22 protein-coding genes are annotated in these 23,874 nt (G+C 55.6%); 10 read left to right on the top strand and 12 right to left on the bottom strand.

Annotated features, from left to right (window positions below):
- Nucleotides 1–14: 14 nt before the first annotated feature.
- The 5 genes from livJ to ftsY all read right to left on the bottom strand — a co-directional run bounded on the left by livJ (nt 15) and on the right by ftsY (nt 5,734).
- Complete coding sequence (gene livJ / locus EOS97_RS08185) at nt 15–1,118, bottom strand: branched chain amino acid ABC transporter substrate-binding protein LivJ (protein ID WP_001528146.1); 1,104 nt, start codon at nt 1,116–1,118, stop codon at nt 15–17.
- A 321-nt stretch (nt 1,119–1,439) separates the two neighbouring features.
- On the bottom strand, nt 1,440–2,294 hold the full coding sequence (gene rpoH, locus EOS97_RS08190) for an RNA polymerase sigma factor RpoH (protein WP_000159621.1): 855 nt from the start codon (nt 2,292–2,294) through the stop codon (nt 1,440–1,442).
- Between the two features lie 245 nt (nt 2,295–2,539).
- A complete protein-coding gene (gene ftsX, locus EOS97_RS08195) occupies nt 2,540–3,595 on the bottom strand; it encodes a permease-like cell division protein FtsX (protein ID WP_001081705.1) in 1,056 nt (351 codons plus the stop codon).
- Entirely contained in the window at nt 3,588–4,256 is a 669-nt protein-coding gene (ftsE, locus tag EOS97_RS08200; RefSeq protein WP_000617729.1) for a cell division ATP-binding protein FtsE, read from the bottom strand. The genes ftsX and ftsE overlap by 8 nt, the downstream gene beginning before the upstream one ends.
- A 2-nt stretch (nt 4,257–4,258) precedes the next feature.
- The gene (gene ftsY / locus EOS97_RS08205) at nt 4,259–5,734 is read right to left on the bottom strand and encodes a signal recognition particle-docking protein FtsY (protein WP_001118691.1); all 1,476 of its coding nucleotides are present in this window, start codon (nt 5,732–5,734) and stop codon (nt 4,259–4,261) included.
- A 125-nt stretch (nt 5,735–5,859) separates the two neighbouring features.
- On the opposite strand from ftsY, the gene rsmD reads away from it, so the two are divergent.
- Both rsmD and EOS97_RS08215 read left to right on the top strand, forming a co-directional pair.
- Nucleotides 5,860–6,456 (top strand): 16S rRNA (guanine(966)-N(2))-methyltransferase, encoded by a 597-nt coding sequence (rsmD, locus tag EOS97_RS08210; RefSeq protein WP_000743275.1) that lies wholly within the window; start codon nt 5,860–5,862, stop codon nt 6,454–6,456.
- A complete protein-coding gene (locus tag EOS97_RS08215) occupies nt 6,446–6,715 on the top strand; it encodes a DUF1145 family protein (RefSeq protein ID WP_000906759.1) in 270 nt (89 codons plus the stop codon). The genes rsmD and EOS97_RS08215 overlap by 11 nt, the downstream gene beginning before the upstream one ends.
- Before the next feature lie 21 nt (nt 6,716–6,736).
- Here EOS97_RS08215 and EOS97_RS08220 read toward each other — a convergent pair whose 3' ends face one another.
- Nucleotides 6,737–7,108: a DUF2500 domain-containing protein gene (locus tag EOS97_RS08220; protein WP_000042852.1), complete on the bottom strand. Its 372-nt coding sequence runs from the start codon at nt 7,106–7,108 to the stop codon at nt 6,737–6,739.
- Between the two features lie 141 nt (nt 7,109–7,249).
- Here EOS97_RS08220 and EOS97_RS08225 point away from each other — a divergent pair, with 141 nt between their 5' ends.
- From EOS97_RS08225 to EOS97_RS08235, 3 genes are all read left to right on the top strand, one after another.
- Nucleotides 7,250–7,876, top strand: a complete 627-nt coding sequence (locus EOS97_RS08225; RefSeq protein WP_000964735.1) for a lysoplasmalogenase — start codon at nt 7,250–7,252, stop codon at nt 7,874–7,876.
- Nucleotides 7,877–7,956: 80 nt separating this feature from the next.
- Nucleotides 7,957–10,155, top strand: coding sequence for a Zn(II)/Cd(II)/Pb(II) translocating P-type ATPase ZntA (gene zntA / locus EOS97_RS08230; protein ID WP_000106672.1), 2,199 nt, complete (start codon nt 7,957–7,959; stop codon nt 10,153–10,155).
- A gap of 196 nt (nt 10,156–10,351) precedes the next feature.
- On the top strand, nt 10,352–11,995 hold the full coding sequence (locus tag EOS97_RS08235) for a methyl-accepting chemotaxis citrate transducer (protein WP_000789692.1): 1,644 nt from the start codon (nt 10,352–10,354) through the stop codon (nt 11,993–11,995).
- Nucleotides 11,996–12,018: 23 nt separating this feature from the next.
- Here the strand turns inward: EOS97_RS08235 and tusA are convergent, their stop codons facing one another.
- Nucleotides 12,019–12,264: a sulfurtransferase TusA gene (gene tusA, locus EOS97_RS08240; RefSeq protein ID WP_001541054.1), complete on the bottom strand. Its 246-nt coding sequence runs from the start codon at nt 12,262–12,264 to the stop codon at nt 12,019–12,021.
- A 169-nt stretch (nt 12,265–12,433) separates the two neighbouring features.
- Here tusA and EOS97_RS08245 point away from each other — a divergent pair, with 169 nt between their 5' ends.
- Nucleotides 12,434–13,099 carry a 7-cyano-7-deazaguanine/7-aminomethyl-7-deazaguanine transporter gene (locus EOS97_RS08245; RefSeq protein WP_000187489.1) on the top strand — a complete coding sequence of 222 codons (666 nt, stop codon included), beginning with the start codon at nt 12,434–12,436 and terminating at the stop codon, nt 13,097–13,099.
- Between the two features lie 72 nt (nt 13,100–13,171).
- A complete protein-coding gene (locus EOS97_RS08250; protein WP_001245277.1) occupies nt 13,172–13,729 on the top strand; it encodes a DcrB family lipoprotein in 558 nt (185 codons plus the stop codon).
- A gap of 3 nt (nt 13,730–13,732) precedes the next feature.
- Here the strand turns inward: EOS97_RS08250 and EOS97_RS08255 are convergent, their stop codons facing one another.
- Complete coding sequence (locus tag EOS97_RS08255) at nt 13,733–14,992, bottom strand: MFS transporter (protein ID WP_077905455.1); 1,260 nt, start codon at nt 14,990–14,992, stop codon at nt 13,733–13,735.
- Between the two features lie 89 nt (nt 14,993–15,081).
- Here EOS97_RS08255 and EOS97_RS08260 point away from each other — a divergent pair, with 89 nt between their 5' ends.
- The 3 genes from EOS97_RS08260 (at nt 15,082) to nikR (ending at nt 17,254) form a co-directional block, all read left to right on the top strand.
- On the top strand, nt 15,082–16,131 hold the full coding sequence (locus tag EOS97_RS08260; RefSeq protein ID WP_000179589.1) for an AI-2E family transporter: 1,050 nt from the start codon (nt 15,082–15,084) through the stop codon (nt 16,129–16,131).
- Nucleotides 16,132–16,182: 51 nt separating this feature from the next.
- Nucleotides 16,183–16,761, top strand: coding sequence for a 4'-phosphopantetheinyl transferase AcpT (gene acpT, locus EOS97_RS08265; protein WP_000285378.1), 579 nt, complete (start codon nt 16,183–16,185; stop codon nt 16,759–16,761).
- A gap of 91 nt (nt 16,762–16,852) precedes the next feature.
- Nucleotides 16,853–17,254 carry a nickel-responsive transcriptional regulator NikR gene (nikR, locus tag EOS97_RS08270; RefSeq protein ID WP_001190057.1) on the top strand — a complete coding sequence of 134 codons (402 nt, stop codon included), beginning with the start codon at nt 16,853–16,855 and terminating at the stop codon, nt 17,252–17,254.
- Nucleotides 17,255–17,355: 101 nt separating this feature from the next.
- Here the strand turns inward: nikR and EOS97_RS08275 are convergent, their stop codons facing one another.
- The 4 genes from EOS97_RS08275 to EOS97_RS08290 all read right to left on the bottom strand — a co-directional run bounded on the left by EOS97_RS08275 (nt 17,356) and on the right by EOS97_RS08290 (nt 23,787).
- Nucleotides 17,356–18,480 carry an ABC transporter permease gene (locus EOS97_RS08275; RefSeq protein ID WP_001214764.1) on the bottom strand — a complete coding sequence of 375 codons (1,125 nt, stop codon included), beginning with the start codon at nt 18,478–18,480 and terminating at the stop codon, nt 17,356–17,358.
- Complete coding sequence (gene rbbA, locus EOS97_RS08280; RefSeq protein ID WP_000202927.1) at nt 18,480–21,221, bottom strand: ribosome-associated ATPase/putative transporter RbbA; 2,742 nt, start codon at nt 21,219–21,221, stop codon at nt 18,480–18,482. Before rbbA ends, EOS97_RS08275 begins: the two co-directional genes overlap by 1 nt.
- Nucleotides 21,218–22,285 (bottom strand): HlyD family secretion protein, encoded by a 1,068-nt coding sequence (locus EOS97_RS08285; RefSeq protein ID WP_000359836.1) that lies wholly within the window; start codon nt 22,283–22,285, stop codon nt 21,218–21,220. Before EOS97_RS08285 ends, rbbA begins: the two co-directional genes overlap by 4 nt.
- 305 nt (nt 22,286–22,590) lie before the next feature.
- The gene (locus tag EOS97_RS08290) at nt 22,591–23,787 is read right to left on the bottom strand and encodes an NAD(P)/FAD-dependent oxidoreductase (protein WP_000439220.1); all 1,197 of its coding nucleotides are present in this window, start codon (nt 23,785–23,787) and stop codon (nt 22,591–22,593) included.
- Nucleotides 23,788–23,874: the final 87 nt, after the last annotated feature.

The following is a 23,874-nucleotide window of genomic DNA, read 5'->3' on the forward strand; positions in this document are numbered from 1 at the left end:
AGGCGCCAGGAAAATTACTTAGCGTCTGTCGCCGTACCGTTCGCATGCCAGTCAAATACGCCGAACTCAAATCCTTTCAGATCGCCCTTCTCATCCCACGACAGCGGTCCCATTACGGTGTCGACCGTGGCGCCTTTCAGGTATTTGGCGATTTCCGCCGGATCGTCGGAGTGGTTCAGCCCCGCCTGTAAGGATTGCAGCGCGGCGTAGGTGGTCCACACGAATGCGCCGCTAGGATCTTGTTTCTTGGCTTTGATGGCATCCACAATCGGTTTGTTTGCAGGCACCTGATCGTAGTTCTTCGGTTTAGTGACCAGTAAGCCTTCCGCAGACTCTCCGGCGATGTTAGACAGCGACACGTTCGCCACCCCTTCCGGCCCCATAAACTGGGTTTTCAGCCCTGCGGCGCGGGACTGGCGCAAAATCTGCCCCATTTCCGGGTGATAACCGCCGTAGTAGACAAAGTCGATATTCTCTTTCTTCAGGCGCGCAACCAGAGTGGAGAAATCTTTTTCGCCAGCGGTGATGCCGTCAAAGAATACGACGTTAACGCCGCCTTTCTTCAGACCGTCCTGCACCGCGCGCGCCAGCCCTTCGCCGTACTGCTGCTTATCGTGGATAATCGCGATGCGCTGCGGTTTTACCTTCTCCAGAATATACTTTGCCGCCGTTGGCCCCTGGTCAGAGTCCAGGCCGGTCGTGCGCAAAATCAGGTTATAGCCGCGTGCGGTCAGCTCCGGCGCGGTCGCCGCCGGGGTTATCATCAGGATACCTTCGTCTTCGTAGATATCAGACGCTGGCTGTGTGGAAGAGGAGCATAAGTGACCGATAACATACTTGATGCCGTCGTTCACCACTTTGTTAGCGACAGCTACCGCCTGTTTCGGGTCACAGGCGTCGTCATATTTCACCGCGACGAGCTTATCGCCTTTAATACCGCCTTTCGCATTGATATCGGCAATTGCCTGCTCCGCACCGGTAAATTCCTGGTCGCCATACTGCGCCACCGGACCGGACATCGCGCCGACAACCGCGACTTTAATGTCCTCGGCGAATGCCATATGGCTTAATGACAGGGCGATACATCCTGCCAATAACGTTTTACCCTTCATATTCATCCTGATAATCCCCATTATTCTGGTTGTTACGTGTGTTGTGGTGTTATTGTTCAGCACTTTATTTCGATTATTGGCTAGCTACCCGTGCTTTAGCAGCATACTCTGCTAAAACATACCCGATTTTTATTATTTTGGAATAGCTAAATTTACATTCAGATAACAGATTTGTGTCGGTGGGGGAGAGGAGGGGCCCGTAAGCCAGATAAGCGAAGCGCCATCGGGCAAACGTGTTACCGGATGGCAGGGTAAACGCCTTATCCGGCCTACAAAAAACAAAACCCCCGAATTCACATTCGAGGGTTCATTGGCAATTCGCGAAGATTACGCTTCGATCGCAGCGCGAAGTTTTTTCATGGCGTTCTTTTCAAGCTGGCGCACACGCTCAGCGGAGACGCCGTAACGATCGGCCAGCTCCTGCAACGTAGACTTATTGTCTTCGTCCAGCCAGCGAGCGCGGATAATATCCTGGCTACGCTCGTCGAGCCCCTGCATCGCGTCGGTCAGTCGGTTGGCGGCCTGCTCTTCCCAGTTATCGTCTTCAATGCCGTCGGCAAAGTTAGACGATTTATCCTGCAGATACAGCACCGGCGCCATTGGCTGGCTGTCGGACTCATCGTCCGAAGACATGTCAAACGTCATGTCCTGCGCCGCCATACGCGACTCCATCTCACGCACGTCTTTACTGGAAACACCCAGTTCGCGCGCCACCATTTCAACCTCATCCTGATTAAACCAGCCCAGACGCTGCTTGGTTTTACGCAGATTAAAGAACAGCTTACGCTGCGCTTTCGTGGTTGCGACTTTAACGATACGCCAGTTACGCAGCACGTATTCGTGAATTTCTGCTTTAATCCAGTGTACGGCGAAGGAGACCAGACGCACGCCTACTTCCGGGTTGAAACGGCGTACGGCTTTCATCAGGCCGATGTTGCCTTCCTGGATCAAATCCGCCTGCGGCAGACCATAGCCCGCATAGTTACGAGCAATATGAACAACAAAGCGCAGGTGAGACAGGATCAGCGTTTTAGCTGCTTCCAGATCGCCCTGGTAATGCAGCCTTTCAGCCAATGCCCGCTCCTCGTCAGCCGATAACATCGGCCACGCGTTCGCCGCCCGGATATAAGATTCCAGGTTGCCAACAGGGGCTAAAGCTAAATTTTGCATTTCTTTGGTCATTCAAATCCTCTCAATCAGTATTGCCTGGCACCGTCAGCGAGCAACAACCGTGCCAAAGCCGATGAGCAACGAGAATATCACCCACTCTTTTATCAGACAGTGATTTTATCCACAAGTTCAATGTAACACTGTGCATAATTTGCACAAATCTTGTGACATAAAGATGACGCGCGGGGAAGAGACAACAGGGACTCTTTCCCTGCGAACGGAAGCCCATTGCAGGGAAAGATTATACCACGATTTTATCAATCGGGAGTAAAGTGACGTAAATGTTGCACCGTGGCCAGCCAGGCGGCGATCCAGCCGATCATGGAACAGATCAGCAGCAGCAACAGGCACTCATCGAACGATAAGCCATTGAGATCAAACTTCGTGCCGAAGACCTGCGCCACTTCAGTTACCGCCGATGATAAACGCATCACCAAAATTTCAGACAATATCAGTGAAAGAAACGCGCCGGAAAAACCGAGCAACGCGCCGCCGTAGAGGAACGGACGCAGGATAAAGCCATCGGTCGCGCCAATCAGCTTTTGCACGTTAATGGTATCGCGACGGGCAAAAATGCTCAGGCGCACGCTGTTGCCGATAACGAGGAAGACCGCCGCGACCATCAGCACGCCGATCATCGCCGACACGCGGCCCACCAGCCCAGTGAGCGCCGCCAGGCGCGCAAACCAGCTATCATCCATGCGGACTTCGTCAATGCCGTTAATCTGCGAGATACGGTCGCGCAGCGTATTAAGCGAGGCGGTACTCTGGAAGTCCAGCTTGGGGATCACCACCGCCACCGCCGGTAGCGGGTTCTCTTCCAGCATATCCAGCGCGCCGCCAAAACCCGACCAGTTGCGGAATTCTCCCAGCGCGTCCTCACGGGACAGGTAGTTGACCTTCTCAACGCCCTGCTCGGCCTGAAGCTGCCCAACAACCCGTGCCGCCGCGTCATCATCCAGCGTTTTTTGCAGATAAACGGTGATCTGCGGCGACGGATAATACTGAGTCGCCGCCTGGTTGACGTTCTTATAGACCATGTAACAGACGCTGGGCAGCGTCAGGGAGATGGCGATCACCATCACCGTCAGAAACGTCGCCAGCGGTTTGCTTTTCAGATCCTGCAGCGCGCCGTGCCAGGCATAGCGCACCTGTTCATTAAAGACATTTGTTTTACGTGAGTTCGGTTTCGGCGTCGGCTTCTGGCGTCCTGGCGCGTTGCGCCCGCCGCCTGTTCCGCCGCGAGACTTACGCAGTCGATCCAGCCGTCCGCCGAACTGCCTGATTTGGTTAATCGCGTCGCGCCTATTCATTGGCCAGGCCTCCATGCAGATGTCCATCGCTCAGGACGAGCTGCCTATAGGAACGACGGGAGATAAGTCCAATATCGTGCGTCGCCATCAGTACCGTCACCCCTACGCGGTTAAACTCTTCAAACAGACGTAAAATCCCTTCCGACAACGCATCGTCCAGGTTCCCGGTCGGTTCATCCGCCAGCAATACCGCTGGCTTATTGACCACCGCGCGGGCGATGCCCACGCGCTGTTGTTCGCCTCCGGAGAGTTGAATCGGGAAGTTTCTCGCTTTGTCCAGTAGTCCAACCTTATCCAGCGCCGCCGACACACGACGACGGATATCATCGCCGCTGGCGCCGGCAATGATTAACGGTATCGCCACATTGTCATAGACCGTGCGATCCATCAGCAGATGGTGATCCTGGAAAATCATCCCAATCTGGCGGCGCAAAAACGGCACTTCGCGGTTTTTCAGGCGCGTAATATCATGCCCGCTGAAGAAGATTTTGCCGGCGCTGGGCCGCTCAATCCCACAGATTAGCTTCAGCAGGGTACTTTTCCCCGCGCCGGAGTGGCCGGTCAGAAACGCCATCTCGCCTGGCCGCATATGGAATGTCACTCCCTGCAGCGCTTGTCTCCCGCCGAGATAGGCCTTGCTGACATGTTCAAAGCGAATCATTGTTAATCCTCTCGGGCAAAAAGTGCCTCAATAAAATCGTCCGCCTTAAACGGACGCAAATCCTCGATACGTTCGCCCACGCCAATGTAACGGATAGGAATGCCAAACTGGTCAGCTACCGAGAAAATCACCCCGCCTTTCGCCGTACCGTCCAGCTTGGTCAGGGTAATACCGGTTAAGCCTACCGCTTCATGGAACAGTTTGGCCTGGCTTACCGCGTTCTGTCCGGTGCTGGCGTCAATGGTCAGCATAACTTCATGTGGCGCTTCTTCGTCCAGCTTTTTCATGACGCGAACGATTTTTTTCAGCTCTTCCATCAGGTGCGACTTGTTCTGCAGACGCCCTGCCGTATCGGCAATTAACACATCCACATTACGCGCCTTCGCGGCCTGGATAGCGTCAAAAATCACCGAGGCGGAGTCCGCGCCGGTATGCTGGGCGATAACCGGAATGTTGTTACGCTGTCCCCAGACCTGTAGCTGTTCGACCGCCGCCGCGCGGAAAGTATCCCCCGCCGCCAGCATCACTGATTTACCCTGCTGCTCAAACTGGCGCGCCAGTTTACCGATAGTAGTGGTTTTACCCACGCCGTTCACGCCAACCATCAGAATAACAAAAGGCGTTTTACCTTCAATATTAAGCGGTTCGTCTACCTTCGCCAGAATCTCGCCCATCTCGTCTTTCAACAGACCATACAGCGCCTCGGCATCTTTAAGCTGTTTGCGGCTGGCGCCTTCCGTCAGATTAGCGATAATCTTACGCGTGGTTTCCACCCCGACATCAGCGATGAGCAACTGCTCTTCCAGCTCCTCGAACAAATCATCGTCGATTTTCTTGCCGCGGAACAGACTGATAAATCCGGAACCGAGATTTTCTTTGGTTTTCAGCAGACTGCGTTTCAGGCGGGCAAAGAAACCTTCTTTAGTCGGTTTTTCCTGCTCCTGAACGATCGCTTCCACCGGCGCGTCTTCTTCCGCCGGCGGAACAACCATCACCGCCTCTTCCGCCGCCTGAGCGGCCAGCGCCTGCGCTTCCAGCTCTTCGTCGGTGAATTTCGCCGCGTTTTCGCCCTCTTCTTCTACCGCGGCAATGACCTCTACGGTTTCCGCTTCGGCCTGCCACTCTTCCGGCGAGATAGACTCGTCTTTGACCTCTTCCGGCAGCGGCAATTCCTCGCGTTCCACCGCGCTCTGCGGCGCTGCCGTCTCAATGGCCGCCGCGGGCTCCGGCTCTACCGGCTGCGGTTTTTCGCTCTCCTGAACTTTCTCAGTAACGTCCACCACCTCTTCCGCAAAGGCTTCTGTTTCTGCTTTGCTGTGCGCGGGCGTTTGCGCGTCTACGTCTGCCGCCGTTTCAACAGGGGGCTCAACCGGTCGTTGTTCCTCAACAATCTGCTGTTCTTCGGTCTGTTCCTGCTTCTGCTCTTTATCACCGAAGCCCAACCAGGAAAAGAAGCCACGTTTTTTCTGTTTTGCCATCTGCGACTACACCCCTCGCGGCGCTATATACATGGAAGCTAAAAAAATGATGAAATAGTCTATCACTTAACTTAATTCACATCACCGCCTGGAATAACTTGCAACAGGCGGTTCGAGCAAGAGAAATGAAAAAACCGACTCACTCTGGCAGCGGCCAAATCCGCATTATTGGCGGGCAATGGCGTGGCCGTAAATTACCGGTTCCGGACAGCCCGGGTCTGCGTCCCACCACCGATCGCGTGCGCGAAACGTTATTTAACTGGCTGGCTCCGGTAATGGTAGACGCCCATTGTCTGGATTGCTTTGCCGGCAGCGGCGCGCTGGGTCTGGAAGCGCTATCGCGTTATGCGGCCCAGGCAACGTTACTGGAAATGGATCGCGCCGTATCGCAGCAGTTGCAAAAAAATCTGGCGACGCTGAAAGCCAACAATGCTCGCGTCGTCAATACCAATACTCTGGCCTTCCTCAGCCAGCCGGGGACGCCGCATCACGTCGTCTTTGTCGACCCGCCGTTTCGTAAAGGGCTGCTGGAAGAGACGTTACAATTGCTGGAAACCCAGGGATGGCTGGCCGACGACGCGCTAATCTACGTAGAAAGCGAGGTGGAAAACGGTCTGCCGCCCGTTCCGGCGAACTGGGCATTGTATCGAGAAAAGGTGGCCGGACAGGTCGCTTATCGTCTGTATCAGCGCGACGCGCAAGGAGAAAATGATGTTGATTAATCTGGGCCGCTTATTAATGCTCTTCGTGTGGGCATTTTTGATTCTTAATCTGGTGCATCCCTTCCCGCGCCCGCTCAATATCTTCGTCAACGTGGCGTTGGTGTTCATGGCGCTGATGCACGGTATGCAGTTGGCGTTGCTGAAATCAACGATACCGAAAGAGGGTCCGCAGATGACGACGGGAGAAAAAATCCGCATTTTCCTGTTCGGCGTGTTTGAGCTGCTGGTCTGGCAGAAGAAGTTTAAGAACAAAAAATAACGTTTGCTGCCGGATGACGGTTTATTCGTTATCCGGGGTACGGCTAACAAACCCGACGAACCGCGTTCCCTTATAGCTCAGCGTACCTTGATCGCCCACCGTCAAAGCGTGGTACTGCTGCGCTTGTAAACGGAACGTTTTTTCGAGACCGCCATTGAGCGGCTTAAAACTGGCCTCATAGCGCATACTGGTTCCCGCCGGGCTCACTTCCTGCTGGCGAGAGCGTCGGTCGTTAACCGGCTTCTCCCGTTTACTGCTGACCACGACCAGCTTTTGCTGTAACGGCGCCGCCTCATTAGCGGCTTTTTCCCGCCGTTGCTGAACGAAGCGAAACGACGCGGCAACCACGATTAATGCGATGATTATAATGAAGAAAAGCGGTGGCTTACTCATACTGTTAACCTGTCAGAAAATGCGGAAATAAGCATACCCTGCCCGTTATAGTGTTGTCATCTGACCGTCACGGCCTCTACACTGAATAATAGAGCCGCAAGCATACCGTTTGCGAAAAAATAACGAATTCAAGGAATTAAGATGCTTTGGTCGTTTATCGCTGTCTGCCTGTCCGCATGGCTGTATGTGGACGCCTCCTATCGCGGGCCAGCCTGGCAACGCTGGGTTTTTAAGCCCGTCACGTTATTACTGTTGCTGTTACTGGCCTGGCAAGCGCCGATGTTTGACGCCATCAGTTATCTTGTGTTGGCCGGACTGTGCGCCTCGCTGGTCGGCGATGCGTTAACGCTCTTACCGCGTCAACGCCTGCTGTACGCCGTCGGGGCATTTTTCTTATCGCATCTGCTCTACACCATTTACTTTGCCAGCCAAATGACGTTGTCGTTCTTCTGGCCGCTGCCGCTGGCGTTACTAATAGTCGGCGCGTTGCTTATCGCCGTTATCTGGACGCGACTGGAGGAGCTACGCTGGCCGGTATGTACTTTTATCGCCATGACGCTGGTCATGGTCTGGCTGGCGGGCGAACTGTGGTTCTTCCGCCCAACGGCGCCAGCCCTTTCGGCCTTTACCGGCGCGACGCTGCTGTTCATCGGCAATATCGTCTGGCTGGGTAGCCATTACCGCCGCCGTTTCCGGGCGGATAACGCAATTGCCGCCGCCTGCTACTTTGCCGGACACTTCCTGATTGTTCGCTCGCTGTACCTGTAAATAATAGCGCTTGACTCTGGAGTCGACTCCAGAGTGTATCCTCCGGTTAATGAGAAAATTATCATCAACCGGAGGACGTTATGTCGACCCCTGATACCGATGGCAAAAAAGTCCCGCCCTTTACCTCCTTCAGATTAGCCCCGGCAATACAGAAGGCCGATAGCTGCTGCTGCGAAGAACATTGCGCGTCCAGCGCGCCTGTTTCTACTGCCGTGGCAGGCACGCGCTATACCTGGAAAATCTCCGGCATGGACTGCGCCGCCTGCGCCCGAAAAGTGGAGAATGCGGTACGCCAAATTCGCGGTGTCAACCAGGCGCAAGTTCTGTTCGCCACCGAAAAGTTAGTGGTCGATGCCGACACCGACCTCCGCGCGCAAATTGAACGCGCCGTACAGAAGGCGGGTTATACCTTGCGTAGCGAAGATTCGCGCGACGCCGCGCCTGAATCTCGTCTTAAAGAGAACCTGCCGCTTATTACGCTGATCATTATGATGGCGATAAGCTGGGGGCTGGAGCAATTTAACCACCCGTTCGGCCAACTGGCCTTTATCGTCACCACTCTGGTCGGTCTGTATCCTATTGCCCGCCAGGCGCTGCGGCTGATGAAAAGCGGCAGTTGGTTCGCTATTGAAACGCTGATGAGCGTCGCCGCCATTGGCGCGCTGTTTATTGGCGCGACGGCGGAGGCGGCAATGGTATTGCTGCTGTTCCTCATCGGCGAGCGCCTGGAAGGATGGGCCGCCAGCCGCGCCCGTAAAGGCGTCAGCGCGCTAATGGCGCTTAAACCGGAAACGGCGACCCGTCTGCGCGACGGCGTACGGGAAGAGGTCGCTATTAATACCCTGCGACCGGGCGATATTATCGAAGTCGCCGCCGGGGGGCGCTTACCCGCTGACGGTAAACTGGTTTCCGGTTTCGCCAGCTTTGATGAAAGCGCGCTCACCGGCGAGTCTATCCCTGTAGAGCGCGCAACGGGCGACAAAGTCCCGGCTGGCGCGACCAGCGTTGACCGTCTCGTCACCCTGGAGGTGCTATCTGAACCTGGCGCCAGCGCGATTGACCGTATCCTGACGCTGATTGAAGAGGCGGAAGAGCGCCGTGCGCCCATTGAGCGGTTTATTGACCGTTTCAGCCGCATCTATACGCCAGTCATTATGGTCATCGCGCTGCTGGTGACGCTTATTCCGCCGCTGATGTTCGATGGCGGCTGGCAGGAGTGGATTTATAAAGGGCTGACGCTGCTATTAATCGGTTGCCCGTGCGCGCTGGTGATCTCCACGCCCGCGGCCATTACCTCCGGGCTGGCGGCGGCGGCACGGCGCGGCGCATTGATAAAAGGCGGCGCAGCGCTGGAGCAACTGGGCCGTATCACGCAGGTCGCCTTTGATAAAACCGGTACGTTGACCATCGGTAAACCACGGGTGACGGCGATTCATCCGGCAAGCGGTATCAGCGAGGCTGAACTGTTGGCGCTGGCGGCAGCCGTAGAACAAGGCGCTACGCACCCGCTGGCGCAGGCTATTGTCCGCGAAGCGCAGACACGCGATCTGGCGATCCCGACGGCGGAATCGCAGCGAACGCTGGCCGGCACCGGGATTGAAGCGCAGGTTAACGGCGAACGTATTCTGATTTGCGCGGCGGGAAAACAGCCTGCGGCAGCGTTTGCCGGGCAAATTAGCGAACTGGAAAACGCCGGGCAGACGGTGGTTCTGGTGCTGCGTAACGAGACCGTACTTGGCGTCCTCGCCCTCCAGGATACGTTGCGTGACGATGCGCGCGACGCCATCCGCGAACTGCATCAGTTAGGCGTTAACGGCGTGATTCTGACCGGCGATAACCCACGGGCGGCGGCAGCGATTGCCGGCGAGCTGGATCTGGCGTTTAAAGCCGGACTACTGCCGGAAGACAAGGTGCGGGCAGTCACCGCCCTTAACCAACAAGCGCCGCTGGCAATGGTGGGCGACGGCATTAATGATGCGCCCGCGATGAAAGCCGCCAGTATCGGAATTGCGATGGGCAGCGGTACTGACGTCGCGCTGGAAACGGCTGACGCCGCCCTTACTCATAACCGTCTGCGCGGGTTAGCGCAGATGATTACGCTGGCGCGCGCTACCCACGCGAATATCCGACAGAACATCACCATTGCGCTGGGGCTGAAAGCCATTTTCCTGGTGACGACGCTACTGGGTTTTACCGGGCTATGGCTGGCAATCCTGGCGGATACGGGAGCCACGGTATTAGTGACCGCCAACGCGCTACGTTTGCTGCGTAAAAACTAATCTTCTCCCACCCGGCGGCATGTCGCCGGGTTATCCCGCGGTATTCCTTTCTTTGTGCATATTATTCACGCGAAAATTATTTATTTTCTATTACTTATCAAACCATTAATCAGAAATAGCGCGATTTGATGTAAGGTTAATTTTTATCCAACCGATATTGATCATACCGTCTACAAAATAAGGAATGTTAGGCACTATGAAAAATATCAAAGTCATCACCGGCGTTATCGCGACGCTGGGCATATTTAGCGCCTTATTGCTGGTGACAGGAATACTGTTTTATTCCGCCGTCAGCAGCGATCGGCTGAATTTCCAGAATGCGAGCGCGCTGAGTTACCAACAACAGGAACTGGGCGGCAGTTTTCAGACATTGATCGAAACCCGCGTCACCATTAACCGCGTGGCGATACGCATGTTAAAAAATCAGCGCGATTCCGCCTCGCTGGACGCCATGAACACGCTGTTAACCAACGCTGGCGCGTCGCTCAACGAAGCGGAAAAGCATTTCAACAACTACGTGAACTCCGAAGCGATCGCAGGCAAAGATCCGGCGTTGGATGCCCAGGCCGAAGCCAGCTTTAAGCAGATGTATGACGTTTTGCAGCAGTCTATCCACTATCTTAAAGCCGATAATTACGCCGCCTATGGCAACCTTGACGCGCAAAAAGCGCAGGATGACATGGAGCAGGTATATGACCAGTGGCTCTCTCAAAATGCGCAATTAATAAAATTAGCCAGCGATCAGAATCAGAGCAGTTTTACCCAGATGCAATGGACGCTGGGGATAATTCTACTTATCGTGCTCATCGTACTGGCGTTTATCTGGCTGGGGCTGCAACGCGTTCTACTCCGCCCGCTGCAACGGATTATGGCGCACATTCAAACTATCGCCGACGGCGATCTTACCCATGAGATAGAGGCCGAAGGACGCAGTGAAATGGGCCAACTGGCCGCCGGTCTTAAAACGATGCAGCAGTCGTTAATCCGTACCGTCAGCGCGGTGCGCGATAACGCAGACTCTATCTATACTGGCGCAGGCGAAATTTCCGCCGGCAGCAGCGACCTCTCTTCCCGTACCGAACAGCAGGCCTCGGCGCTGGAGGAGACCGCCGCCAGCATGGAACAGTTAACCGCCACGGTACGGCAAAACACCGATAACGCACGACAGGCGACGGGTCTGGCGAAAACCGCATCAGAAACCGCGCGTAAAGGAGGACGCGTGGTGGATAACGTAGTGAGCACCATGAACGATATCGCCGAAAGCTCGGAAAAAATTGTGGACATCACCAGCGTGATTGACGGTATCGCCTTCCAGACTAATATCCTGGCGCTGAACGCCGCGGTAGAAGCCGCCCGCGCCGGCGAACAGGGGCGAGGATTCGCGGTTGTGGCCGGAGAGGTACGCACGTTGGCCAGCCGTAGCGCGCAGGCCGCCAAAGAGATCAAAGTACTGATTGAAAACTCCGTGTCGCGCATTGATACCGGCTCTACGCAGGTACGCGAAGCGGGAGAAACCATGAAAGAGATCGTCAACGCCGTGACCCGCGTGACCGATATTATGGGCGAAATCGCCTCTGCCTCCGATGAGCAAAGCAAAGGCATTGAGCAGGTGGCGCAGGCGGTATCGGAAATGGACAGCGTGACGCAGCAAAACGCCTCGCTGGTAGAGGAATCCGCAGCAGCGGCGGCGGCGCTGGAAGATCAGGCTAACGAGCTTCGTCAGGCGGTCGCCGCGTTCCGCATCCAGAAACAACCTCGTCGGGAGGCGTCGCCGACGCCGTTAAGCAAAGGCTTAACGCCACAGCCCGCCGCAGAACAGGCGAACTGGGAAAGCTTCTAATCAGAATGCTATCTGCCGTGCGGTTAATGCGCTTTACGCAATAAATAGCGGTACGGCAGACCCTCCGTCTCTTGCGCCAGCAAATCGTGTTCCATAAAGGTACAGAACCCCGGAATATCACGCGTCGTCGCCGGATCGTCGGCGATAATCAGCAATGTTTCGCCAGTTTGCATGTTGCGCACCGTTTTGCGCACCATCATTACCGGTTCAGGGCAACGCAGCCCCAGGGCGTCAAGCGTATGGTCAGGGGAGGAAAACAGATCGCTCATCTTCGTCTCAATGGTAGAAAAACGGCGATATTTTACGCCCATCTTCGTCAGTAAGCCAGGCAGGTTAACGATTGCGTGAAAATTAGCCATTGCAATGCTAGCGCAAAACAGTATTATGCGGCGGTTCTTTATTGGGTTCCCTCACCCCATCCAACAAAAAGGTCACAATATGACTCCGTTTACACAATCACAGCGCATAAAAGCGTTGTTCTGGCTATCGCTATTCCATTTACTGGTGATCATTTCCAGTAACTATCTGGTGCAGCTCCCCATCACTATTTTTGGTTTCCACACGACCTGGGGCGCGTTTAGTTTTCCTTTTATTTTTCTCGCCACCGATCTTACCGTGCGTATTTTTGGCGCACCGCTGGCGCGCCGCATTATCTTCGCCGTCATGATCCCTGCGCTGCTGGTGTCGTATGTGGTGTCATCGCTGTTCTATATGGGCGCCTGGCAAGGTTTCGCCGCGTTGGCGAACTTTAATCTGTTTGTCGCCCGTATCGCCGCCGCCAGCTTTATGGCCTATGCGCTGGGACAGATCCTTGATGTCCATGTGTTTAACCGCCTGCGCCAAAATCGTCGCTGGTGGCTGGCGCCGACCGCTTCAACGCTGTTTGGCAATATCAGCGATACCCTTGCCTTTTTCTTCATTGCGTTCTGGCGAAGCCCCGATGCCTTTATGGCCGGGCACTGGATGGAAATTGCGTTGGTGGATTATTGCTTTAAGGTGCTCATCAGCATTATTTTCTTCCTGCCGATGTACGGCGTTCTACTGAATATGTTGCTGAAAAAGCTGGCAGATAAATCTGAAATTTCCCCATTACCGGCAAGTTAAAGGTTCGTTTTCCGAGTTGTGATAAGATGAGCGAATGAGCCGTTATGGCCGTTTATCGAAAGGAAGAAGTCAATGCGCAATTTGGTTAAATATGCCGGTATTGGCCTGCTGGTTATGGGGCTTGCGGCCTGTGATAACAACGATACAAAAGCGTCGGCAGAAAGCGCCGCCGCAGAAAGCCAGGCCTCCGGTCAGCCCATCAGCCTGATGGATGGCAAACTCAGTTTCTCGCTGCCGGCGGATATGACCGATCAAAGCGGTAAGCTGGGCACCCAGGCGAATAATATGCACGTTTATTCTGACCCGACGGGCCAGAAAGCGGTGATTGTTATCGTCGGCGATAATACCGATGAAGCGTTGCCGGTGCTGGCGAACCGCCTGCTTGAGCAACAGCGTAGCCGCGACCCGCAGCTTCAGGTCGTCACCAATAAGTCTATTGAGCTCAAAGGCCATACGTTGCAACAACTGGACAGCATTATCTCCGCGAAGGGCCAGACGGCGTACTCTTCCATCGTGCTGGGCAAAGTGGATAACCAATTGCTGACGATTCAGGTCACGCTGCCTGCGGACAATCAGCAAAAAGCGCAAACCACGGCTGAAAACATCATCAATACGTTAGTTATTAAGTAACCTTTACGATGATGATGCGGCCTCCGGCAGTGCAGACGGAGGCCGTTTTTTTAAGCGCCAGGTCAGCAATAGCGCCATCGCTACCAGCCCGGCCGCCGCCAGATAAATCACCGGCACGCCCGCCCAGGTCATCACCAGCCCTGCCAGCGGCCCGGTAACCCCCAAAGACATATCCATAAAGACGGTATAGGTCGCCAGCGCCGCGCCCTGGTTCTGCGGCGGCACGGCTTTGACGGCCACCACGCCCAGCGCCGGAAAGACCAGCGAAAACCCCATCCCCGTGAGTAAAACGCCGATTTTTGCCATCCACGGCATGGCTGCCGTCCCCACCAGTAACAGACCAATAATCTCCACGCCAAAGCAGATCATGGCGACATTCAACCCGCCTAAACGATTGATGCCGTTAGGGAACAGCAAACGCGTGCCGACAAACGCGACGCTAAATAACGTGAGCGCAAAGGCGGCGCCATCCCAGCCTTTAGCATCATAAAATAAGGTAATAAACGTCGCGATGACGCCAAACCCTGCCGAGGCCAGCGCCAACGCCATACCATACAGCCAGACACGCCCCAGCACCGCGCGAAACGGCAGCGGCTTGCCTTTGTTCGCCTTCACCGACGGACGTGGAAGGGCTAACAGTATCGCCAACAGCGCCACGCCCATCACCGTTAGCGCCAGCCCCTGTAACCCGCCCCAGGCATAACACAGCACGCCCAGCGGCGCGCCCATCGCCATTGCACCGTAGGTGACGATACCGTTCCAGGAGATGACCCGACCAATATGCAACGACCCGACGACGCCGACGCCCCACAGTGTCGAACCGGTGCCGGCAAAACTTTGCCCAATCCCCAAAATCACGCGACCCAGCCCCAGTAGCAACAAACTGATCAGCGGCCAGGCGCTGGCGATATCCGCCAGCAGGTAGCCGAGTCCGCTTAAAAAACAGCCGCATAAGCCAAAGACAACGATTTTTTTCGGCCCTAATACATCCGCATACCGCCCGGCATGGGGACGGCTTAACAGAGTGGCGAAGTATTGCAGGCTGATAATAAGCCCCGCCCAGAACGCGCTGAATCCCATCGCATCATGCACATAGCCTGGCAAGACGGCGAGCGGCAGGCCGATGGTCAGATAGCTGGCAAAGTTAAACATCACAATGGAGACAATACGCAGATTGAGGCGCAATCCGTTTAGCGCCGGTTCAGCGACGGGTTCGGGCATGAGTATCACCGCATTTTTACAACATGTTTTCTTTTCTATCATGGCGCGCGGTGAAAATCAGTAGTGAGATTCAGATTATCGGTATCAGGGCAGCCGCTACACTTAGAAAAAAACACAACAAGGAAAACTTCATGGCAACCGCTCAACCCGACAAAACGGGTATGCATATTCTGCTGAAACTGGCCTCCCTGGTTATTATTCTCGCCGGGATTCATGCCGCGGCGGATATTATTGTACAACTCTTGCTGGCGCTCTTTTTCGCCATCGTTCTTAACCCATTAGTGACCTGGTTTATTCGTCGGGGCGTGAAGCGACCGCTGGCGATTACTATCGTGGTGGTCGTCATGCTGATCGTGCTTACCGCGCTGGTGGGTGTGCTTGCCGCATCGCTTAATGAATTTATCGCTATGCTGCCTAAATACAGCAAGGAGCTGACGCGTAAGGTCTTACACCTTCAGGAGTTAATGCCCTTCCTGAATTTACATATGTCGCCGGAACGTATGCTCCGCGGGATGGATTCCGATAAAATCATGCTCTTCACCACAACATTAATGACCGGCGTATCGGGCGCGATGGCAAGCATTGTGCTGCTGGTGATGACCGTGGTTTTTATGCTGTTTGAGGTGCGTCACGTGCCTTATAAATTACGTTTCGCGCTAAACAATCCACAAATCCATATTGCCGGCCTGCACCGCGCCCTGAAAGGCGTCTCGCATTATCTGGCGCTGAAAACGCTGCTCAGTTTATGGACGGGCGCGATTATCTGGCTGGGACTGGCGTTAATGGGTATTCAGTTTGCGCTAATGTGGGGCGTACTGGCCTTTTTGCTCAATTACGTTCCTAATATCGGCTCGGTGATTTCCGCCGTTCCCCCCATGATTCAGGCGCTGTTATTTAACGGTTTTTACGAGTGCGTACTGGTCGGCGCGCTCTTTTTGGTGGTCCATATGGTGATTGGCAACATTATGGAGCCACGCATGATGGGCCATCGTCTGGGAATGTCCACGCTGGTGGTATTTCTTTCGTTACTGGTCTGGGGATGGCTATTAGGCCCGGTCGGGATGCTCTTGTCCGTTCCTTTGACCAGCGTCTGCAAAATCTGGATGGAAACCACTAAAGGCGGCAGCAAACTGGCGATCTTACTGGGGCCAGGCCGACCGAAAAGCCGTTTACCGGGATGAGGCGACAGATGCTACAATCTCCTCTTCTTCATAGGCAACGTTGGTCCTGATATGTACCAGGTCGTTCTGGGAAAAGTGTCAACATTAAGCGCAGGTCAATTGCCCGACGCGTTAATCGCTCAGGCGCCGCAGGGCGTTCGCCGGGCAAGCTGGCTGGCCGGGCGCGTGCTGCTTTCCCGTGCGCTCTCGCCGCTACCGGAGATGGTGTATGGCGAACAGGGTAAACCGGCTTTTTCCGCCGGAGCGCCGCTGTGGTTTAACCTCAGTCATAGCGGCGACACTATTGCTCTGTTGCTTAGCGACGAAGGTGAAGTCGGCTGCGATATTGAAGTGATCCGCCCGCGCGATAACTGGCGTTCGCTAGCAAATGCGGTATTCAGCCTCGGCGAACATGCTGAAATGGAAGCGGAACGTCCGGAGCGACAACTGACGGCCTTCTGGCGTATCTGGACGCGTAAAGAAGCCATCGTAAAACAACGCGGCGGCAGCGCCTGGCAAATCGTCAGCGTGGACAGCACGTTGCCCTCTGCCTTGTCGGTCAGCCAGTGTCAGCTCGATACGCTCAGTCTGGCAGTCTGTACCCCCACACCGTTTACGCTGACGCCGCAGACGATAACGAAAGCGCTATGACACATTAATTTTTCCCTCTGGCGGCGGACGTGTGTTACAAAATGCGGAGCTTCCCATGCGCCGACGCGCCATACCAAAAGGTTTAAGTCAGATGCAACGTGTCACCATCACCCTCGATGACGATTTACTGGAAACGCTGGACAGCCTGAGCCAGCGACGCGGCTATAACAATCGCTCCGAAGCGATCCGTGATATTCTGCGCGGCGCTCTGGCGCAGGAGGCCACTCAGGAACACGGCACACAGGGTTTCGCGGTACTTTCATATGTTTATGAACATGAGAAACGGGATTTAGCCAGCCGCATCGTCTCCACCCAGCATCATCATCATGATTTATCCGTCGCCACGCTGCACGTCCATATCAACCACGATGACTGTCTGGAGATCGCCGTTCTGAAGGGCGATATGGGCGACGTACAGCATTTTGCCGATGATGTTATCGCCCAGCGCGGCGTGCGCCACGGCCACTTGCAGTGCTTGCCGAAAGAAGACTAACGCCCCAGCGCCTTGCCGGGGGCGCTTCGCTTGCCCGGCCTACGCTCGCACGTCGTCGTTTGTAGGCCGGATGAGGCGCAGCCGCCATCCGGCAATAATGTTTACGCCATCGTGCCAATCGTTTTTCTGAAGCGTAACAGCGCTATCAGGAAGAACACGCCGCCTATCGCCAGCAGGGTCAGGAACTGCGGCCAGACGATACTCAAACCTGCGCCACGATAAAGAATAGCCTGGGCAAGGCTGACAAAATGCGTCGTCGGCATGGTCAGCATAATATCCTGCACCGCCTGCGGCATACTTTCGCGCGGCGTGGAACCGCCGGAAAGCATTTGTAGCGGCAACAGCACCAGAATCATTAATAACCCCAGTTGCGGCATCGAACGGGCGATGGTGCCCATAAAAATCCCAATTGAAGTGGTGGCGAACAGGCTCAGCGCTACGCCCAACATAAACAATGGGATCGATCCTTCAATCGGTACGCCAAGTACGCCTTTCACCATCAACATCAAAGACAAACCGGAAACCACCAGCACAACCAGCCCCATCGACCATACTTTTGCCATCATGATCTCAAAGGGCGTGACCGGCATCACCAACAGATGCTCTACCGTGCCGTGTTCTCGCTCGCGGATCAGCGCCGATCCGGTCAGCACTATCGCCAGCATGGTAATGTTGTTGATAATCGCCATCACGCCGCCAAACCACGCCGGGTCCAGATTCGGGTTAAAGCGCATTCGAATCTCCAGCGACACCGGCTGAACGTTATCTCCCCGCGCGCGCGCCACAAAGCTGTTGACCTCGCCGCTAATAATATTCTGGATATAACTGTTGCCGGTAAACGCCTGGCTCATGCGCGTCGCATCGACGTTAACCTGAATATCAGGCTGACGTCCGGCCAGTACATCACGCTGGAAATTCGGCGGAATATTGACCGCAAAGGTATAGCGTCCGGCATCCAGTCCGGCATCCATTTCCGTTGCCGTAATCATCTCCGGCGGCAGAAACCACGGGCGGTAAAAACTATTCACAATACGGTTCGACAACTGCGACTGATCCATATCGGCGATGGCGATAGGGGCAAGATGCAACGAACCGGGCAGGACGGTAGCGGAGGAGTAAACCGAAATCGTAAAGGCGAAGACGATCAGCGACAGCATCGCTTTGTCGCCCAGCAGACTGCGCAGTTCTTTAACGCCGAGATTATAAATATTACGTAATCCGCGCATTACCCCTCCTGTTTTTTCAGCAGCAGAATGCTCAGACCCATCACCACCGGGACGGCAATCAGTAACGGCATAAATAACGGCCAGAGATCGGACAGATCCAACGCTTTGGAAAACGTCCCGCGCGCGATCGTCAGAAAATGGCTGGTCGGGTAGATCTCGCCGATCCATCTTCCCGGTCCTTCCAGCGAAGCCACCGGATCGATCATGCCGGAAAATTGTGTTGCCGGAATGAGGGTAATAATCGACGTCCCAAAAATAGCGGCGATTTGGCTCTTCATAAACGTGGAGATCAGCAGCCCCAGACCGGTGGCGATGATGACGTAAAGCAGCGCCGCGAGGGTAAGCGTGAGAAAGCTGCCTTTCAGCGGCACGCCGAACACAAAGACCGACAGCGCGCACAGTAGCAAGAAGTTCAGCATACCCAGCGCGATATACGGCAGTTGTTTACCCAGCAAAAATTCGCTGCGCGTCGTCGGCGTTACGTACAGATTAATCATCGACCCCAGCTCTTTCTCCCGCACCACGCTCAGGGCGCTAAGCATTGACGGGATCATCATGAGCAGCAGCGGAATGACCGCCGGCACGATAGCGGGCAGACTTTTCACATCCGGGTTATAACGATAGCGCGTTTCAATGTTGAGCAGCCCGGTCTGTTTAACCGGGTTCGGCTGACGACTTGCCGCCTCCTGCAGCCAGCTTTGGTGCATCGCCTGAACGTACCCCTTCACCGTCTCGGCGCGGCTGGGCATGGCGCCATCCACCCAGACGCCAATCTGCGCTGGCGTACCGCGAGCAATATCGCGGCCAAAATTAGGCGGGATCTCAATGGCAACCGCCAACTCTCCCGAACGCATCCGCCGGTCAAGCTCGTCATAGCTGGCGAGCGGCGGCTGTTCGATAAAATAGCGCGATCCCGCCAGATTGAGCGACCATGCCTGACTACTGACGGTTTGATCGCGGTCGAGTACGGCAAAACGCAGGTTCTCCACGTCCATACTGATGCCATAGCCCATAATCAGCATCAGAATTACCGTTCCCAGCAGCGCCAGCGTGGAACGTACCGGATCGCGGCGTAGCTCCAGCGCTTCGCGGCGACTGTAGCTGAACAAACGCCGGAAGCTCAATCCCTGCCGCGACGGTTTACCTGACGCGGCGGGCGTCTGGGATGGCGATATTGGGGTTTCAGGCGCCGCTCCCGCAGCTTCCTGTAGCCAGGAAATAAACGCCGCCTCCAGATTGGCCGCGCCCCGCTGTTGCACCAATTCCTGCGGCGTACCGCTGGCGAGCACTTTACCGGCGTGCATCAATGACATTCGGTCGCAACGTTCCGCTTCGTTCATAAAATGGGTCGAGATAAAAATCGTCACCTTATCCTGACGCGAAAGATCGACCATAAGCTGCCAGAACATATCCCTGGCGACCGGATCAACGCCGGACGTTGGCTCATCAAGAATCAGCATTTCCGGGCGATGGATCACCGCTACCGCCAGCGATAAACGCTGGCGGATACCGAGCGGCAACGAAGCGGGGAGCGTATCTTCCACCTCCGTTAGCATAAAGCGTTCGATCATCTGCGCGACGCGCGCCGGGATCTCCGCTGGCGGAATATGAAACAGGCGGGCATGAAGTTCCAGATTCTGCCGCACGGTGAGTTCGTTATAGAGCGAAAAAGCCTGCGACATATACCCGACCCGGCGACGGGTATCGATGTCGTTCGGGTCTACCGGCTGGCCAAATAGCCAGGCCTGGCCTTCGCTGGCGGGAAGCAGACCGGTCAGCATTTTCATGGTGGTCGATTTGCCGCAACCGTTTGAACCGAGGAAGCCAAAAATCTCGCCGCGCGGAATGCGGAAATTAACATGGTCAACCGCGACGAACTTACCGAAGCGCATGGTCAGATCTTTCGCCTCAATGGCAATCTCTTCCTGCTCAGCGTGATACGGCGGGATCACCACTGGCTTATGCGCCTGGCGCTGCGCTTCTGGCAACAGGGCGATAAACGCCTGTTCCAGCGTCGCGCTATGGGTTTTTGCCCGCAGTTGCTGCGCGCTGCCGGTTGCCAGTATCTCGCCCGCATTCATCGCCACCAGCCAGTCAAAACGCTCCGCCTCTTCCATATAGGCCGTTGCGACCAACACGCTCATATTGGTCTGCCGTTGGCGGATACTGTCGATTAAGTCCCAGAACTGAGCGCGGGAGAGCGGGTCCACGCCGGTGGTAGGCTCATCAAGAATCAGCAATTCCGGGTCATGAATCAGCGCACAGCACAGCCCCAGCTTTTGTTTCATCCCACCGGACAGCTTCCCGGCAGGACGGTCACGAAACGGCGCCAGGCCGGTGCTGTTCAGCAGCTCGGTAATACGCGCTTCGCGTTCAGCTTTGTCATGACCAAAGAGACGAGCAAAAAAATCGACGTTCTCATAAACCGATAACGTGTGATAAAGGTTTTTCCCCAGCCCCTGCGGCATCCAGGCGATGCGCGGACAGACGTCGCGGCGATGTTTCGCATCGCGCATATCGCCGCCCAGGACGATAACGTTCCCTTGCTCAATCACCCGCGCGCCAGAAATCAGCGACAGCAGGCTCGACTTACCCACCCCGTCCGGACCAATCAGCCCGACCATACTACGGGCGGGAATGTCCAGCGTGATATTGTTCAGCGCGACCGTTTTTCCGTAATGCTGGCTCACCCCCTCAAGCTGCGCCACGGGAGGAACAGGCACCAGCGTCAGCGACGTCATTGCGACAGCCTCACGCTTAGAGCGTCAGGCCAGGGCACGCGCTCATCCAGACGAACCCAGGCCATTCCCGGCAAACCGGTTTTGACATATTCCAGATGCTGTCGCAGTAGCTCTGGCGGAATACGCGCTTTGACACGGAACATCAGCTTCAGCCGTTCATCGTGGGTTTCCACGGTTTTGGGTGTGAACTGCGCCACGCTGGCGACAAAACTGATCGTCGCCGGAATACGCAGATCCGGCGCGGCGTCCAGCACCAGTCGCGCTTCGCCGCCGATCTTCAACAACCCCGCCTGTTCGGTCGGCAGGAAAAATGTCATATAAACATCGCTGAGATCGACCATGTTCAACACCCGGCCGCCAGCCGATAACACTTCGCCCGGCTCCGCAACGCGGTACTGCACGCGTCCATCGCGCGGCGCTTTTAATTCGCTGTCGTCGATGTCGGCGACAATACGCCGCTCGGTCGCCTGCGCCGCTTCCACACGCGTTTGCGCCTGGATAATACTGGTACGCGCCGCCTCAATCGCCGCTTTTGCCGCAGATACCTGCGCTTTGGCGGTCTCCAGGGCGGCGCGCGCGCTTTCCGCCGCCGCGCGATCGTCATCTAACTGTTGTACAGATACCGCGCCACGCTGTGACAGCGAACGGGAACGCACGTGACGTTTAGAGACGGAGTCCAGCTCAGCTTCCCGCTGTTTGACGACCGACTGCGCGGCGCGCATTTCACTCTGGCGTTGCTCCAGCAAGGCGCGGGCGGCGGCAACCGCGCTCTCGGCCTCTTTAATCTGCGCAATCGCCTCCAGCCGCTGCTCCTGCAGTACGCGGGTATCCATTTTCGCCAGCACCTCGCCCTGACGAACGAACTGTCCTTCCGAAACGAGGATGGTATCAATACGCCCGGCAATCTTAGTGGCAATATCCACTTCGGTGGCTTCAATTCTGCCGTTGCTGGCGGCAAATCCCTCCGGTATTCCCGCAGGGCGCAGCATCCACCAGGCTATCGCGGCCACCGCCACAAGAATCCCCGCTCCCCACCACACCAGATGACGCTTCATTTTGTCCATAATCGACCCGCCGTAATCCCTGTTGTCTAACCATGCGTGTCACAAAGTCCGCCGGGCGTGCGCTCAGCGGGGGTTTCCATTCGGGATAAGAATGAAAAAAGAAAAGGGGCCAGACGACGAACAGACGCCGATGAAGCGCTCGCCGTCAAAGGGAGTGAATGATGTAGGTACCCGGAAAAGAGGGAGTAATGTTGTCATCATCAGCGTTCCTGGCCGTAAATGAAACACGCATACTCATAACTGCTATAAATCGATACTAACACCTCTGTCCGGGATGTCTATTCGCTTATTGTTTGTAATGGTACTTAGCGTTTTGCCGCCAAATCCTGCGCGCAGGCCCAGGCGCTCGACCACGCCCACTGGAAGTTATAGCCGCCCAACCAGCCGGTGACGTCCATCACTTCGCCGATAAAATAGAGACCCGGCACGCGGCGCGCTTCCATAGTCCGCGATGATAGTTCGTTTGTATCCACGCCGCCCAGCGTCACTTCCGCTGTCCGATAGCCTTCGGTGCCGTTAGGCTGCACTTGCCAGGCCGTAAGCGTGTCAACCAACGCCTGCTGATCACGAACGTTCAACTGTCTGAGCGATACATCCGGGATGTGCCCCAACTGTTGTAAACACTCCACCAACCGTTTCGGCAAATGCATCGCCAGCGTGTTCTTCAGACTCTGGTTCGGGTGCGCGTTACGCTGTTCATTGAGAACATCTTCCAGCGAGAGGTCCGGCAATAAGTTAATGCTCACTAACTCCCCCGGTTGCCAGTAGCTGGAAATCTGTAAAACGGCGGGGCCGGACAGCCCACGATGGGTAAAAAGTAGGTTTTCCCGAAATACCGTGCCATTGCGGGCGGTAATCACGCAGGGCACAGAGACGCCAGACAGCGTCTGGAGCTGTTCTAACAGCGGCTTATGTAGCGTAAAGGGCACCAGCCCGGCGCGCGTCGGCAACACCTTGAGACCAAACTGTTCGGCGATTTTATAGCCAAACGGTGATGCGCCAAGCCCCGGCATCGACAGGCCGCCGCTGGCAATCACCAGCTTTTGCGTAGTCACCGTCTCGCCGTTCAACGCCAGTACGAAACCCGACTCATCACGCTCGACGCTCAATACCTCGCTACGCAGGCGCATCGTTACGCCGCCTTTGTCGCACTCGGCAACCAGCATATCGACAATGCGTTGGGCGGAATCATCGCAAAAAAGCTGTCCCAGCGTTTTCTCATGCCAGGCTATCCCATACCTGTCGACCAGATCGATAAAATCCCACTGGGTATAGCGGGCTAACGCTGATTTACAAAAATGGGGGTTCTGGCTCAAATACGCAGCAGGCTCAACATAAAGATTAGTAAAGTTGCAGCGCCCACCGCCGGACATGAGGATTTTACGTCCTGGCTTCTTGCCATTATCGATGAGCAGCACGCGGCTACCCGCCTGTCCTGCCTGCGCGGCGCAAAACATGCCCGCTGCGCCAGCGCCTATAATAACGGCATCAAACCTTTCCACGTCGCCTTCCTCTCTCAAATTCGGGCGGGAATTGTAAAGTTTCCTCAGTGGTCGCACCAGCGCGAAAAGCGCCTGAAAATGGTATTT

It is taken from the genome of Salmonella sp. SSDFZ54 (assembly GCF_004010735.1).
In the GTDB taxonomy this organism is placed as follows: Bacteria; Pseudomonadota; Gammaproteobacteria; order Enterobacterales; family Enterobacteriaceae; genus Salmonella; species Salmonella enterica.

What these genes read in the sequence shown, in the direction of transcription:
- livJ (WP_001528146.1), bottom strand. Translation starts at nt 1,118, where the DNA reads ATGAATATGAAGGGTAAAACGTTATTGGCAGGATGTATCGCCCTGTCA.
- rpoH (WP_000159621.1), bottom strand. Translation starts at nt 2,294, where the DNA reads ATGACCAAAGAAATGCAAAATTTAGCTTTAGCCCCTGTTGGCAACCTG.
- ftsX (WP_001081705.1), bottom strand. Translation starts at nt 3,595, where the DNA reads ATGAATAGGCGCGACGCGATTAACCAAATCAGGCAGTTCGGCGGACGG.
- ftsE (WP_000617729.1), bottom strand. Translation starts at nt 4,256, where the DNA reads ATGATTCGCTTTGAACATGTCAGCAAGGCCTATCTCGGCGGGAGACAA.
- ftsY (WP_001118691.1), bottom strand. Translation starts at nt 5,734, where the DNA reads ATGGCAAAACAGAAAAAACGTGGCTTCTTTTCCTGGTTGGGCTTCGGT.
- rsmD (WP_000743275.1), top strand. Translation starts at nt 5,860, where the DNA reads ATGAAAAAACCGACTCACTCTGGCAGCGGCCAAATCCGCATTATTGGC.
- EOS97_RS08215 (WP_000906759.1), top strand. Translation starts at nt 6,446, where the DNA reads ATGTTGATTAATCTGGGCCGCTTATTAATGCTCTTCGTGTGGGCATTT.
- EOS97_RS08220 (WP_000042852.1), bottom strand. Translation starts at nt 7,108, where the DNA reads ATGAGTAAGCCACCGCTTTTCTTCATTATAATCATCGCATTAATCGTG.
- EOS97_RS08225 (WP_000964735.1), top strand. Translation starts at nt 7,250, where the DNA reads ATGCTTTGGTCGTTTATCGCTGTCTGCCTGTCCGCATGGCTGTATGTG.
- zntA (WP_000106672.1), top strand. Translation starts at nt 7,957, where the DNA reads ATGTCGACCCCTGATACCGATGGCAAAAAAGTCCCGCCCTTTACCTCC.
- EOS97_RS08235 (WP_000789692.1), top strand. Translation starts at nt 10,352, where the DNA reads ATGAAAAATATCAAAGTCATCACCGGCGTTATCGCGACGCTGGGCATA.
- tusA (WP_001541054.1), bottom strand. Translation starts at nt 12,264, where the DNA reads ATGAGCGATCTGTTTTCCTCCCCTGACCATACGCTTGACGCCCTGGGG.
- EOS97_RS08245 (WP_000187489.1), top strand. Translation starts at nt 12,434, where the DNA reads ATGACTCCGTTTACACAATCACAGCGCATAAAAGCGTTGTTCTGGCTA.
- EOS97_RS08250 (WP_001245277.1), top strand. Translation starts at nt 13,172, where the DNA reads ATGCGCAATTTGGTTAAATATGCCGGTATTGGCCTGCTGGTTATGGGG.
- EOS97_RS08255 (WP_077905455.1), bottom strand. Translation starts at nt 14,992, where the DNA reads ATGATAGAAAAGAAAACATGTTGTAAAAATGCGGTGATACTCATGCCC.
- EOS97_RS08260 (WP_000179589.1), top strand. Translation starts at nt 15,082, where the DNA reads ATGGCAACCGCTCAACCCGACAAAACGGGTATGCATATTCTGCTGAAA.
- acpT (WP_000285378.1), top strand. Translation starts at nt 16,183, where the DNA reads ATGTACCAGGTCGTTCTGGGAAAAGTGTCAACATTAAGCGCAGGTCAA.
- nikR (WP_001190057.1), top strand. Translation starts at nt 16,853, where the DNA reads ATGCAACGTGTCACCATCACCCTCGATGACGATTTACTGGAAACGCTG.
- EOS97_RS08275 (WP_001214764.1), bottom strand. Translation starts at nt 18,480, where the DNA reads ATGCGCGGATTACGTAATATTTATAATCTCGGCGTTAAAGAACTGCGC.
- rbbA (WP_000202927.1), bottom strand. Translation starts at nt 21,221, where the DNA reads ATGACGTCGCTGACGCTGGTGCCTGTTCCTCCCGTGGCGCAGCTTGAG.
- EOS97_RS08285 (WP_000359836.1), bottom strand. Translation starts at nt 22,285, where the DNA reads ATGGACAAAATGAAGCGTCATCTGGTGTGGTGGGGAGCGGGGATTCTT.